12 protein-coding genes are annotated in these 13,641 nt (G+C 61.4%); 3 read left to right on the top strand and 9 right to left on the bottom strand.

What is annotated here, in order from left to right; all coding sequences use genetic code 11:
- Window positions 1-16: 16 nt before the first annotated feature.
- Together DFR37_RS13925 and DFR37_RS13920 are read right to left on the bottom strand one after the other, a co-directional pair.
- Window positions 17-487: a tRNA (cytidine(34)-2'-O)-methyltransferase gene (locus DFR37_RS13925; RefSeq protein WP_113933920.1), complete on the bottom strand. Its 471-nt coding sequence runs from the start codon at window positions 485-487 to the stop codon at window positions 17-19.
- A gap of 18 nt (window positions 488-505) precedes the next feature.
- Window positions 506-1,279, bottom strand: coding sequence for a ComFC family protein (locus tag DFR37_RS13920; RefSeq protein WP_113933919.1), 774 nt, complete (start codon window positions 1,277-1,279; stop codon window positions 506-508).
- Window positions 1,280-1,369: 90 nt separating this feature from the next.
- Here DFR37_RS13920 and DFR37_RS13915 point away from each other — a divergent pair, with 90 nt between their 5' ends.
- Window positions 1,370-2,293 (top strand): methyltransferase domain-containing protein, encoded by a 924-nt coding sequence (locus DFR37_RS13915; protein ID WP_113933918.1) that lies wholly within the window; start codon window positions 1,370-1,372, stop codon window positions 2,291-2,293.
- A gap of 78 nt (window positions 2,294-2,371) precedes the next feature.
- Here the strand turns inward: DFR37_RS13915 and DFR37_RS13910 are convergent, their stop codons facing one another.
- The 6 genes from DFR37_RS13910 to rsmB all read right to left on the bottom strand — a co-directional run bounded on the left by DFR37_RS13910 (window position 2,372) and on the right by rsmB (window position 10,561).
- A complete protein-coding gene (locus tag DFR37_RS13910) occupies window positions 2,372-5,032 on the bottom strand; it encodes an autotransporter domain-containing protein (RefSeq protein ID WP_276330276.1) in 2,661 nt (886 codons plus the stop codon).
- 14 nt (window positions 5,033-5,046) lie between these two features.
- A complete protein-coding gene (locus DFR37_RS13905; RefSeq protein WP_113933916.1) occupies window positions 5,047-5,400 on the bottom strand; it encodes a hypothetical protein in 354 nt (117 codons plus the stop codon).
- Between the two features lie 124 nt (window positions 5,401-5,524).
- Window positions 5,525-6,220 (bottom strand): response regulator, encoded by a 696-nt coding sequence (locus DFR37_RS13900; RefSeq protein ID WP_113933915.1) that lies wholly within the window; start codon window positions 6,218-6,220, stop codon window positions 5,525-5,527.
- A gap of 10 nt (window positions 6,221-6,230) precedes the next feature.
- On the bottom strand, window positions 6,231-8,558 hold the full coding sequence (locus tag DFR37_RS13895; protein WP_170139920.1) for a sensor histidine kinase: 2,328 nt from the start codon (window positions 8,556-8,558) through the stop codon (window positions 6,231-6,233).
- Between the two features lie 8 nt (window positions 8,559-8,566).
- On the bottom strand, window positions 8,567-9,151 hold the full coding sequence (locus DFR37_RS13890) for a DUF4390 domain-containing protein (protein WP_113933913.1): 585 nt from the start codon (window positions 9,149-9,151) through the stop codon (window positions 8,567-8,569).
- A 108-nt stretch (window positions 9,152-9,259) separates the two neighbouring features.
- Window positions 9,260-10,561 (bottom strand): 16S rRNA (cytosine(967)-C(5))-methyltransferase RsmB, encoded by a 1,302-nt coding sequence (gene rsmB / locus DFR37_RS13885; protein ID WP_113933912.1) that lies wholly within the window; start codon window positions 10,559-10,561, stop codon window positions 9,260-9,262.
- Window positions 10,562-10,743: 182 nt separating this feature from the next.
- On the opposite strand from rsmB, the gene rimO reads away from it, so the two are divergent.
- Both rimO and DFR37_RS13875 read left to right on the top strand, forming a co-directional pair.
- Complete coding sequence (gene rimO, locus DFR37_RS13880; protein ID WP_113933911.1) at window positions 10,744-12,060, top strand: 30S ribosomal protein S12 methylthiotransferase RimO; 1,317 nt, start codon at window positions 10,744-10,746, stop codon at window positions 12,058-12,060.
- A 155-nt stretch (window positions 12,061-12,215) separates the two neighbouring features.
- Window positions 12,216-12,626, top strand: a complete 411-nt coding sequence (locus DFR37_RS13875) for a DoxX family protein (protein WP_113933910.1) — start codon at window positions 12,216-12,218, stop codon at window positions 12,624-12,626.
- 74 nt (window positions 12,627-12,700) lie between these two features.
- On the opposite strand, the gene fmt is transcribed toward DFR37_RS13875, so the two are convergent.
- Window positions 12,701-13,639: a methionyl-tRNA formyltransferase gene (fmt, locus tag DFR37_RS13870; protein ID WP_113933909.1), complete on the bottom strand. Its 939-nt coding sequence runs from the start codon at window positions 13,637-13,639 to the stop codon at window positions 12,701-12,703.
- Between the last annotated feature and the right edge of the window lie 2 nt (window positions 13,640-13,641).

The raw sequence follows: 13,641 nt of genomic DNA, 5'->3' as shown, positions 1-13,641 counted from the left end.
TTGACATGGGTATAGGTTAAACGCCGCCCTCGTAGCCGGCCTGCCGCCAGGCCTCGAATATAGTCACCGCCACCGAGTTCGACAAGTTCAGGCTGCGCTGCTGCGGCAGCATGGGCAAGCGCACTCGTTGCGCCGGCTCGAACAATGCCATCTGCTCGTCGGCCAGGCCCGCGGTTTCACGTCCGAACACAAAAACGTCGCCCGCCGAAAACTGAAACTCGCCAATCAGCCGCGAGCCTTTTGTCGTCATGGCAAACCGCCGCGCTGCGCCGGCGCCGGTGGAGGCCAGCGCCTGCTCCAGGTCGTCGTGCACCTGCACACTGGCCCATTCGTGATAGTCCAGCCCCGCCCGCTTCAGCTTTTTATCGTCCAGATCGAACCCCAGCGGCCGCACCAGATGCAGCGTTGCGCCAGTGTTCGCGGCCAGGCGTATGACATTGCCGGTATTGGGCGGAATTTCCGGCGAGACGAGCACAATGTGAAACATAAACGTGATCCAGTAAGTTTATCGATAAGGCGTACGCGCCAGCACCAGGCCCCAGACCTCGGCCGCCCCCGCCGCCCGGAACTGCCGCGCAATGCCATTGAGGGTGCTGCCGGTCGTCAGGACATCGTCGACCACGGCAATGGTGGCACCATCGACGCGTGCGGTACAGCGATACAGCCCTGGCGCTTGCCGCGCGCGTTGGGTACGTCCCAGATGCGTTTGGCGCCCGCCCTCCTGGCTGCGCACCAGCAGGCCGGGCCGGCGGCGCAAGGCCAGGCAAGGGGCCAAATAACGGGCCAGCTCGGCTGCGGGGTTGAAGCCACGCTGCACAATGGACGCCCGGCTGGCCGGCACCGGAACCAGGATTGTATGCCTTGGCAGCGGCGAGCCGATATGCCGTACTTCCCGCTCCAGCATGCCAGCCAGAAAGCGGGCATGAGAAAAATGGCGGCCAGCCTTGAATTGCCCAATCAGCAGCTCGCCCAGCCCGGCATAGTCGAAGGCCGCCACCACGCGATGAAAATCGGGTGCCTGGCGCGCGCAGTCGGGGCATCCGCCCCCCTGATCCAGTTGCAGCCGGCACACGGGGCAACGCGGATGCCCGCCGCGCATGCTGGCCACGACATCCTGGGCACAGGCGAGGCATAGTTCCGCGCCCTGCGCGGCGTCGGCGCACAAGGGGCAATTGGAAGGAATTTTCCCTAGCGCAGCCCGATAATGCCGGCGAACCGCTGCAACACCGGCTTGCCAGGACAAGCGGCTGGATTCGCGCCCAAGCCATGTATAAGCCATAATAGGTGTGTTTTCCCAAATACGCCCGGCCAAATCCGGCCGTGTATCTAAGCACGATTGCTATCGCGCCGCCAGCCCCGAAACGCAAATATGTCACAGCCCCCTACCCTGCCCCTGAACCCGGTTCATGTCCGTCAGCAATTTGCCCGGCGCAACCCTCTGGACGAAGCGCAGTTCCTGTACGGAGAAATCGCGCAACGCATGTTGCAGCGGCTGGGCTACGTCCGCATCGACCCCAACACCTTGCTGGACGCCGGCTGCGGCGCCGGCCACGCCATCGAGCCTTTGCGCGCGCGCTTCCCCAACATCGACTACACGGGGCTGGACTTCTGCCCGGCACTGCTGCAAACCGCTACAGAACGCTATGCCGCACGCCCCAGCCTGTGGCAAAAACTGCGCAACAAACCTACCCGAACCCCGCATTTCATTGAAGCGGACTTGGCCCAATCGGGGCTGGATCCTTCCAGCCTTGACCTGGTCTGGTCGAACATGGCTTTGCACTGGCACCCCGAACCGCATCAGGTTCTGGCCGAATGGCGGCGCATACTGAAGACCGGCGGCCTGGTGATGTTTTCATGCCTTGGGCCGGGGTCCTTGAAAGAAGTGCGCCAGGCCCTTGAAGACGCCGGGCTGCAAACCGCCACGCCCGGTTTTGTCGACATGCACGACTTCGGCGACCTGCTCCTGGAACGCGGCTTCACCGATCCGGTGATGGATCAGGAAATCATCACCCTGACTTACCGCAGCCCTGAAAAGCTGCTTGGCGACTTGCACGTCCTGGGCGGCAACCCCGCCACGGACCGCAAGCGCGGGCTGGCGGGGCGCGCATGGCGGCAACGTTTGCTGGAGGCCCTGGAAAAACAGCGCCATATGGACGGCACGATACATCTAAGCCTGGAAGTGGCCTATGGCCACGCCTGGCGGCCCGCCTCCGTGCGCAGCCGCGACGTACCCGGCGAGACCCGCATTTCAGTCGATTCCATCTCGCGCAGCCGCCGGCCGCCCAACCCCTGAAATGCCATCGGGCCGCTTTCAAGCGGCCCGATTCAAAAACTTGCCGCTACACCGTATCGGCAAACATAAACGCCAGTATCAGAAAGCCCACATCGCCCGCGCCTGAACTCCGTGGTCCTGCGTTGCACCCGCGAACTGGCCTGCGTAGCTCAAGCTAAAACGGCTGGTGCCCGATGCCTGCAGGCTTATTCCAAGTTCGGCCACCAGTGCATTGCGGGCCAAAGGCGCGCCCGACACCGTATAGGCATTGCCGCTGGCAAACTGCAAGTTGGCTGTAGGGGCCCTGTCGCCAAACGCGTGGCGCCAGCCCAGCCCCCCGGTCAGTTCCATGCCGAAGCGCCCCGCATCCGGCAACTGCATGGTTGCGCGTGCGCCCAATGTGGAAAAAGTAATGGAGAAATTGTTGGCGCGGCCGCCCAAGGCAATAGCCGAGCCGGACTCCTGGAAATCATTGCCGCGCAACCACATCCTGGCCAACCCAGCATAGGGTTCCAACACTGTCCGGGACCCCACCTGCAAGGCATAGCCGGCCTCGGCGAACAGTTGCGTGGCGCGACTATGCTGGCTGCTGCTGGCTTTGCCCAAGTTCTGATACCCCACATATCGATGCGTGCGCAAGTCGTACCATGACTGGGACACACCGCCGCGCAAAGCCCAGGCTGCATGCTGAAGGCCGGCATAAGCCGTCAGGTGATAGCCGTCGGCCCGGGTGCTGGCGTTGCCCACGGCGCTGAAGGATGACCCTGTGAAGCTTGCCGCCATGCCCGCCCAGGCATTGTCGCCCAGCCGCGCATCACCACCCAGCATGATGCCGCCCGTCGAGCGCGTCATGCGGCCGGCGTCATTGCTTGCGCCAAGCTCGCCCCAGCTTCCCAGAGCTTGCGTCCAAACCGCCAGGTTGCCGCTGGGGCTGCGGCCCTGCGCCTGGCCGGCAGGGCTGCCGTCGCGGCCCGCTTGATAAAGACGGGCAAACGCAGCCTGACGCAGCAGGCCGCCAATGTCCACCAAAGCCGACTGCGTTGAGGCGTAAATCTCGCCCGACAACTGATCGAATGCGCCGGGCGCCATGCCGGCCTCTTGCATGAGGACCACTGGATCGTAGGCCGCGCCGCCCAGCCCCTGGCTCTCTATGGCCTGGGCCGCCGCGCGCTGGTTGCCGCTGACGGCCAAATCGGCAAAGCGCGTGGCATTGCGTCGCACCTGCATCTGAATGCTCGACGCCAGGCCGGGCGGACCGAACACAGGAGTCAGGTCAATGAAGGCACGCCCCAGGCGGCTCGTATCGAACACACTGGTGGCGGTTATGCTGGCCGCGTTCAAGAAGGTAAAATCCTTGCCCAGCGTATCGGCGGTCAGGCCCACAACCCGCAGTTCGCCGCCCTGGATATCGGCTGTTCCCGTTACCTCCAGCCGATCCGACGCCCCTGAACTGAACTCGACCTCAAGCACCGAACCCGCAAACTGTGTGTAATTGCCGTCGACAGTCAGGGTACCCGGGGAGTTGCCCGGCGTAACTTTGCCCCAGACCCAAGTGTTGCCTACCCTGCCCGAGCCCCCCAGCACGGCGCCTTTGCCCACCTGCAGGTCAGAGACAATCGAGCCATCGACCACCAGCTTGCCCCCGGCCAGTTGGGTCGACCCTGTATAAATATTAGTGCCCGACAATGTCAACGTGCCCACACCACGTTTGATCAGCCCGCCGGAGCCCGAAATATTGTTACTCCACTGAGAGTCATAGCCCTTGGTATCGACGTCGAAAACGTTTGGAAAACCTTCAGCGCCAAACTCGGCGGGCCCCCCAACGGCTTTACCCAGGTCCAACATACCGTGCCCGTAAATAGCCTTATCGCCCCATTGGCCGCTATTGTTCGCGGTGGTCAGCACGACCTCGATAATCTGGCGCGCAGTCATGTACGGAAAAGCCTGCCGCAGCACCGCTGCCGCACCGGCAACCACTGGAGAAGCCATGGATGTGCCGGCCATTTGGGCATACGAACTGTAGGGATACGTCGACCACAACTGGCTCGTGGCTGTAGAGTAGCCGGCGGTATCGAAGTCGCCGCCAGGTGCCGCAATACACCACATGGCGGCCGCACCGCAACGATTGCTGTAACTGGATATCGTCCCATTGCGATCCACCGACACAACCGCAATCAGGGCGCCTTGCAAGTCGGAGAAATCCAGCGATGCCACTCTGGGGTCGTGTGGATTGATCTCAACCCAGGTATCCGGATCGTTCAGACTAAGGCTGGGCAAATCTTCCAGAAACCGGTAGTACTGTCCGTTATGCGTATTGGCCGGCGTAACCAGCGGCACCATCGACGCGCCGGTAGGGATTTTGCTGGCAATGGGTTGATCCCTGAACTCATTGCCGGCAGCAAAGACCAGCACCATGTCCGCCTGTTCCGCCGCCTTCAAAACCTCGTATTCCGTTTGGATCCCCTGGTGGTCGACGGGCACATACTCAACAACTCGGTGAGTTGGATTGCGATACCATTGTTTTGTCGTGGAGTCTTGCAAAAAGAGAGGCGGCGCCGCCGACGGGCCATAGCTGCCATTGAGCACCTGGGCTCCGGCCTGGATGGCCCGGTCAATGGCATGATACGGAGAATAGGGAATCGCATCCGCGCCTATCGCCCGCAAAGGCAGGATCGTCGCATCATAGGCCACACCATGCATGCCCTGGCCGTCACGCGCCGCGGCGGCCAGACCCGCCACGTGCGTCCCATGCCCTGCGATCGAGCCGTCGCGATTTATATCGGCACATCTTCGGGGCCGAGGCTATTGAAAAAATTCCGCAATTGCGGAGAAATCCGCCCATGGAATTCGGGATGATTGACGTCCAGGCCGCTGTCGACAATAGCAATCAGCACACCCTTGCCCGTATAGCCGCGCGCATAGGCATATTGAGCATTGATGGGAGCCAGCGCCCGGCTGGCCAGAAACTCATCGGTCACGAATGCGTTGGGATCAAGTCCCGCGCCTTGCGAGGCCAGCGGCAGGCCAGCCAGCGCAGCGGCGACGCAAACGGCGGCGATGTTCAGCCGCCCCTTTCCAATTACGCGCGAACGCTCTGTGCGCGCCAGCCTCCAAGATGCCTTTTCCATTGCGTCACCTGTAACCTCATGTTTTTTGGAACACGAAAGGTAACACAACAGACATCGTGCAAGCCAGCATTTGCCCGACCGCGTTATTCAGCAGCGCTTGGCAGGCAAGCGCCTTCAACCAAGCTTATTGATTATGTTTTTTGCGCGAAGCGTCAATGCCCAATTGCTTGAGCTTGCGGTAAAGGTGGGTACGTTCAAGGCCGGTCTTTTCAGAGACGCGGGTCATGCTGTGATTTTCGCGCCCCAGATGATATTCGAAATAAATGCGTTCGAATTCATCGCGCGCATCGCGCAAGGGTTGATCCAGCGCGATGCCGCCCAATAGGGAATTATTCGGTTCGGGCATCAAGGCGGGCTCGGCCGACGATGCCATCGGCACAGTAGTCAGCGGCGACAAGCCGCCGTCGGGGCGGCGTTCTGGCGCACGGGCCGCGGCGACTGCCGTTGCCGAGACCACGGGACGCGCCAAGCCGGCTGCAATGGTTTTCAGCAGCTTCTGCAGCGTAATGGGTTTTTCAAGAAAGTCGACGGCGCCAATGCGTGTGGCCTCGACGGCCGTGTCCACAGTGGCATGCCCGCTCATCATAATGACAGGCATATCGAGCAGGCCTTGCGAGCCCCATTCTTTCAAGAGGCTGACCCCGTCCGTATCCGGCATCCAGATATCTAGCAAGACGAGATCGGGCCGCGCCCGCAGCCGCGCCGCGCGTGCCTGCGCCGCATTTTCTGCAAGTTCGACTGTGTGCCCTTCGTCGTAAAGAATTTCAGACAAAAGTTCACGAATGCCTATTTCGTCATCAACAACCAGGATTCTGGCCATAAAGCATCACCTAAGTTTTTTCCGCATTATCGTTCCCCTGCGCTTGCGCGTCCAGCACAGGGGCCATACTGGCAAGTCGTGTAAGAAGTATGGAGACACGCGCACCGCCTTCACGGCGATTTGCAATGTCGATCCGGCCGCCATGCTCCTCGATGATTTTTTTCACGATGGCAAGGCCCAGCCCCGTGCCGGTTGCCTTGGTCGTAACGTAGGGTTCGAACACCCGCGACAATACTCGCGACTCGAACCCCGAGCCATTATCTGAAACTGTCAACCGCACTGCCGGTTGTCCGTCTTCGGTATCAATGCTGGAGTCCGTAAGTTTAGTCTTTACATAAATTCTTGCATCCTCGAGCGCATGTTCCTGGGTTGCCGCGTCGCGCGCGTTGGCCAACAGATTATGAATGACCTGCCGCAACTGCGTGGGGTCGCCTTCGATTTGCGGCAGCCCCGCATCAAGCTCTACTTCTATTTTGACACTATGTTTGTCATCGCGCACGGTGCCTTCCACCGGATCCCAGCCGTACAGGGACAATACGTCGGCAATCAGGCCGTTGATGTCGACCGGTTGCATCTGCGCCGGCGGCGTGCGGGCGTACTCGCGAAAATCATCGACCATATGTTTTAACGACGACACCTGGCTGACGATAGTATTGGTGGAACGCGTCAGCATCGCCGCATCGGATTCGTTCAGTTTACCGGCCAGCTTCATGGCCAGCCGTTCGGCCGAAAGCTGTATGGGGGTCAGGGGGTTCTTGATTTCGTGCGCCAGCCGGCGCGCCACTTCGCCCCAGGCCACCGTGCGGCTGGCGGATATGACCTCGCTGATGTCGTCGAACACCACCAAATATCCATTGCCCCGGCCGTCGACGCTAAGGTGCGTGCCGCGCGCCAACAGGGTAATGGTGTGCATCTTGGTTTCATTGTCCATGGCGGCTTCAAGTTCCAGCTCGAACTGCTGCTGCCAATAAAGCTTCTCGGATCCCACCGCCGCATGCGCCGCAAAGGCATGGCGGATAAGCTGGGCCAGCTTGAAAGCGCCATCGACAGTCTCAAGCGGGCAGCCTTTGACCGAGCGCAGGTCCGCGCGCAAGATGCTTTGCGCTCCCTGGTTGAACATGCTGACCCGGAAGCCTTCATCGAACACCAGCACGCCCGACGACAGATTACTTAGCACCGACTCGAGGTAAACATTGGACCGCTCCAACTGCAGGCGGTTGTTCTCGACCATGTGGCGTGCTTCGTCCAACTGACGCGTCATGGCGTTGAACGAACGCGTAAGCTGGCCGACCTCGTCGCGTTCGGGGGGTTCGGGCAAGGGCCGGTAATCGCCCACTCCCACCGCCTGAGTACCGGCCGCCAGCGTCAACAACGGCCGGACCAGACGCCTGGACAACGCCAAGGCCGCCACGATGGAGGCGAATACCGCCAGCACCAGCGCCAGGGTCAGGGTAATGCTGTAAAGCTTTCTAAGCCCCTGGCGGGACAAGGCCAGCTCTTGGTAGTCGCGAAACCCTTGCTGTACCTGGTTGGCATTGCGCGCAATCTGCTCCGGCACCGGCTGGATGACCTGCAGCCAGCGCGTGTCCGGCGACACGCCTAGCGCCGAAGACGCACGGTCGATCACACTGATGGGAACGACCACCCGCAAATGCAGACCATTCGGGGCCGCGGCCGCCTCGGCGTCCTTGCCAGGGGCCTCGTCGGCTTCCGCGGCCGAATAGTTGCGCGAGACCCGTAGTTGGTTCAACACATGGGGCGGCGGCACATCGGGAATCAATTGGCTATAGCTGGCCGTCGAAAATGCAACCAGGCGGCCATTGCCGCTGAACACCAGGGCTTCGGCCACGCCGCCGGATTCGCGCAGCCTGGTAATGGCCCCCGCCATGTCGGTGTCGGTGGTATTGGCCAGCTTGTTGGCAATGTCGCGCGCCCGCGTATTCAAATCGTTCAGTTGATTGTCCAGCGCCGCGCGCCCAAGATTGAGCCCCGCTTCAAGCGCCGTATCGACCCGCACGTTGAACCAGGACTCGATGGACCGCGACATGAATTGCACCGAAAGCACATAAATGAGCGCGCCGGGCAGCACGCCAATAAGAGCGAACGACAAGGCAAAGCGCGCGGTAAGCCGGGCTCCGAACTGACGGCGCCGCAACTGGCGCAAGAGCCGCGCGGCCAGCACCAGCACCCACGACACCAAGGTAACGGCAAAAACGCCGTTCAGCAGCAACAGGACATCGTATTGCTGCGCATAGCGCGATGCATTGCCGGTCGACCAGACCAGCAATGCCAAAAGCGCCAGGGCGCTGACTACGGCAGCCCCAAGTGCGGCGCGCATCCCCCATTTCAGGATGGATCGCGAGCGGAGTCGGAGATTGAAAATGAGAAATCCTTCCATGGAGTGGCCAGGGTCCAGGCCATGCTGTTAAAGGCGTCGATCTGAAATGGGCGCGGCAAACGCGACGTGTCCAGACGCACACGTATGCGGCCGGTGTATTCCTTGTCGGTATCCAGATCGGCAACGTCGGCCACGGCCCAGCCGCGAATATTGCGAATCAGGGAAAGCGCATCGTCGAACGAGGCTTCAGGCAGGCTGAGTTCGCCCGTGCCCACCCGCCACTGGCGCGTCAATGCGTTATAAACCACGCGCCAGGTCTGCTGTTCGTTGACCAGCACCCTGTCGAACCACCACCAGCGCTTCGAAATGATTTCCAGGTCGGCCGTGAAATAGATCGGCACCCCTTTTTGTGCGGCATTGCGCAATTCCGGACTGACCTCGAATACAATGTCCGCATCGATATACAGCTTGCCGTCGCGCACGACGGGCTCGATGCTGGCCACATGCTCGGGGCTGTTTTGCGCCACAACGCTGCCTGCCGAAACGGCAAGAAAAACGCACAACAAAAAGGAAAGCCACGCTCGCAAGATCATTTCCCTCCGCCACATGGACGCATGCGCGCCCCGCTAGAATATATTGCAGCCTTTCGGCAAGCCGCGGCCCGGCACGCAAGCTGATAGACCTTGGTCTGGCCGGATTCCTCAAGCCTGTTTGGCAAACAGGGCATAGAAGAATCCGTCGCTAAGTTCCTGCCCTTCGCCCAACGGCAGCAATTGCCCTGGCGCCGGCAAACGAGCCGCGTCGGCGTGGGTTTCGAGGAAACGCATGGCCTGCTGCTCGCCTTCCTGCGGAAAGATAGAGCATGTGGCATACAAAAGCCGCCCGCCGGGTTTTACCGTCTTCCATAAAGCATCCACGATTTTACGTTGTAATGCCGCGGTCTTCGCAATGTCGGCCTCGCGCCGCAGCCAGCGGATATCCGGATGGCGCCGCACTATGCCCGATGCGGTGCAAGGGACGTCGGCCAATACCGCATCGAACGGGGTTCCGTCCCACCACGCATCCAGGTCGGCCGCATCGGCCGCTTTCAAGTGTACGTGATCGCCGCCCAGGCCCAGCCGCTCCAGCGTCTGTTCGACCCTTGTCAGCCGGCCGGCGTCGCTGTCGAGCGCCGTCAGAGAAATATCGGCCAGCTCAAGCAAATGCGATGTCTTGCCGCCTGGCGCCGCACAGGCGTCCAGAACCCGCATCCCGGCCACGGGGTTGAGCAACACGGCGGCCTGTTGCGCCGAGGCGTCCTGCACCGACCACCAGCCTTCGGCAAAGCCGGGCACGGCTTGTACCGGCCTGGGGGCCGTCAACATGACGCCCGCCGCGCCGATGGATTTGGCTTCTATACCTGCCTGCTCCAGCGCTTCGAGGACCTGCTCAACGGAGGTGCGCCGCAGATTGACGCGCAGCGTCATGGGGCCGGGCTGGTTGGCGGCGTCCAGCAAAACACGCCATTGATCGGGATAAGCGCGACGAAGCTGATGTATCCACCACGCCGGATGATTCCACTGCGCTTCGGGGTTTTTTCGGGCTTGGGCTAAAATAGCGGCACGTTCGCGCGTGAACCGGCGCAAAGTGCCATTCAGCAGGCCGGTGTAAGAACGCATGGCTTGCTGGCTGCTGGCTGCATTTACGGCCTGGTCGACAACCGTGTGCACGGCATAAACCGGCCAGTCGCGGCGTATCGCCAGATTGGCTTTTTGCCCCAGCTCGGCATCCATGGCGGTATCCAACAACACCAGCGACACCAAAAGCAAGGCATCGAACAGCGCATTGGGCGGCGTACGCGGCACCAGTTCCTGTTTTACTTCGTGTGCAAGGCCGGCCCGGCGCATGACGTGAAATGTAATGGCTTGTGTCGCGGCCCGCAATTCGGGCTTTGTTGCTGCCAGGCTTTCGGATAACGAGCGCCCTTCTTTAACCGCCAGCACATTTCGTGCGCTGGCAAGCATGATATCGGATAACGATGGACGAGGCGGTTGGGAAGAAGATACGGACACGAAGGCTGGCCTGTTTGAATACGCGTTTTTACCCGGACTTTATCATTAATTGGCCCACGGCCTCGCGCCCGCTGGGCCGAACCGTTAAAATTCCAGTCATTACCAAGCCCTGAGGCTTAACGAGGTTATACCCCATGAGTTCCCCCAAAGTCGGTTTCGTCAGCCTGGGTTGCCCCAAGGCGCTGGTTGACTCCGAGCGCATCCTGACGCAACTGCGTACCGAAGGCTACGCCATTACCCCCGACTACAACGACGCCGACGTAGTCGTCGTCAACACTTGCGGCTTCATCGACAGCGCCAAGGCCGAATCGCTGGACGCCATCGGCGAAGCCATTGCGGAAAACGGCCGGGTCATCGTTACCGGCTGCATGGGCGTGGAAGAATCCGTTATTCGCGACGTCCATCCCTCCGTATTGGCCGTGACCGGCCCTCAGCAATACGAACAAGTCGTGCGCGCCGTGCATGAAGCCGCGCCCCCCAACCTTCAGCACGCTCCCTATATCGACCTGGTGCCGCCCCAAGGCATCAAGCTGACGCCGCGCCACTATGCCTACTTGAAGATATCCGAAGGCTGCAACCACCGCTGCAGCTTCTGTATTATTCCGTCGATGCGCGGCGACCTGGTCAGCCGCCCCATCGGCGATGTCATGGGCGAGGCCGAGCGCCTGGTCAATGCTGGCGTCAAAGAACTGCTGGTCATCTCGCAAGACACCAGCGCCTACGGCGTCGACGTCAAATTCCGCAGCGGCTTCTGGAACGGACGTCCCATCAAGACCCACATGACCCAGCTTAGCGAAGCGCTGGCCGGATTCGGCGTCTGGACCCGGCTGCACTATGTGTACCCCTACCCCCATGTCGATGAAGTCATTCCGCTTATGGCCGAAGGCAAGATCCTGCCGTACCTGGATATCCCATTCCAGCACGCCAGCCCGCGCATTCTCAAGCTCATGAAACGGCCCGCCTTTGAAGACAAAACGCTGGCGCGCATCAAGCGCTGGCGCGAAATCTGTCCCGACCTGACGCTGCGCTCAACCTTCATCGTCGGCTTCCCCGGCGAAACCGAAGACGAATTCCAGTACTTGCTCGACTGGATGAGCGAAGCGCAACTGGACCGGGTAGGCTGCTTTCAGTATTCGCCCGTTACCGGCGCCAAGGCCAACGAACTTCCCGACGCCGTACCCGACGAAGTCAAGCAAGAGCGCTGGGATCGTTTCATGGCGCACCAGCAAGCCATTTCCACCGAGCGCCTGGCGCAAAAGGTCGGGCGCGAAATCGACGTTCTTATCGATGAAATCGACGAAGACGGCGCCATCGGCCGCTCCAGCGCCGATGCGCCCGAAATCGACGGCAATGTGTTCGTCTCCAGCGAACGCACACTGCAACCCGGCGACATGGTTCGCGTGCGCATCAACGACTCCGACGAATACGACTTGTACGGCCAGGCCATTTGATCGTCCGGCGCATCATCGGCGCGGCCCTGCAGCAGCGGGCCGCCTGCCCGGCGCCGGAAATAGCCCTTGCCTTAAAATTGATCTGGTCCCGCGTCCATACCTAGATATAATGCGGGCTCGATCAACTTATACGCTCGCGCGTCTTGGGATAAAACATGTCATCTTCAACGTCAGACGATCTTGGCAAGCTGGTTTTACGCCTTACCTTAGGCATTCTCGTACTACTGCACGGCATATCGAAGTTAACCAACGGCATCGGCGGCATTGAAGGCATGCTGACTTCCCACGGCTGGCCGGCGTTCATCGCGTGGGGCGCTTATCTGGGCGAAGTAGTTGGGCCAATACTGCTTATTCTTGGTTTTTATACGCGTCCCGCCGCCCTGCTGGTTCTTATCAATATGGTGGCGGCTATCGCCCTGGCCCATACTTCGCAACTGGCCATGCTGGCCAAGTCCGGAGGCTGGGCCCTGGAACTGCAAGGCATGTTCCTGTTCGGCGCGCTGGCCGTCATGCTTTTGGGCGCGGGCCGCTACAGCCTGGGCGGCAAAAGCGGACGCTACAACTAAAGGTCCTGAAACGCACTGCGCCCCAGTTGGCCGGGTTGACTCCGCCCCGGGGCGCAATGCGAAGACCGAAACAGCTAAGGGCGCCAGCCCTGCACGAAAGCGGCAACAGACTGCCGCTTGCCACCTGCTTTTTGCAGTTCCAGCAGACGCAGCACCCCGTCGGCTGCGGCAATATCTATGCCTTGCGGGCTTGCCGACACCAGATCACCGGGCGGACGGGCTGCGGGTTGCGCCACCGCCTGGGCTGCCCATACCTTTACCGGATCGTTCAAGCCCGGCAACTGCACGGTTGCACCGGGCGCCGGGTTGAACGCCCGCACGCGCCGGGCCAAGACAGCCGCCGGCTGCGAAAAGTCCAGCGCGGCTTCCGATTTTTCCAGCTTGGATGCGTAGGTTACGCCTTCGGCGGGCTGCGGCTGCCGGACCAGCTTGCCCTGCCGGCATCTTGAAATGGCCTCCAGCACCGCCTGCGCGCCCATCGCCGCCAATTCGTCATGCAAGCTTGCGGCGGTATGTTCGGCGGTAATGGGCAAAGCCTGTTTGAGCAACATGTCGCCGGTGTCCAGCCCCTCGTCCATTTGCATGATGGTAATGCCGGTTTCAGGGTCGCCGGCTTCGATGGCCCGCTGTATGGGCGCTGCGCCGCGCCAGCGCGGCAACAGGCTGGCGTGAATATTGAAACAGCCATGAACCGGCAGCTCCAGTACCCACTTGGGCAGGATCAGCCCATAGGCAGCGACCACCATGAGGTCGGGCGCGGCATCAAGCAGGGCTTGCCGCGCAGTGGCGGCATCGTCGGGATATTTGCCGTCCAGGCGCAGGCTGCGGGGCTGCATTACTGGAATGTCGGCCGCCAAGGCTGTTTGCTTCACCGCGCTGGGGGTCAGCTTCAGCCCGCGGCCCGATGGGCGGTCGGGCTGGGTGAATACCAGCGGCACTTCATGGCCTGCGGCCAAAATGGCCTGCAGGGCCAGGCTTGCGAATTCCGGCGTGCCGGCAAAGACGATGCGCATAG

Origin of the sequence: Eoetvoesiella caeni, from assembly GCF_003315175.1 — a bacterium.
GTDB classification, from domain to species: domain Bacteria; phylum Pseudomonadota; class Gammaproteobacteria; order Burkholderiales; family Burkholderiaceae_B; genus Eoetvoesia; species Eoetvoesia caeni.
Note: the sequence above shows the minus strand (reverse complement) of the source record. Positions and strands in the feature narration are given on the sequence as shown.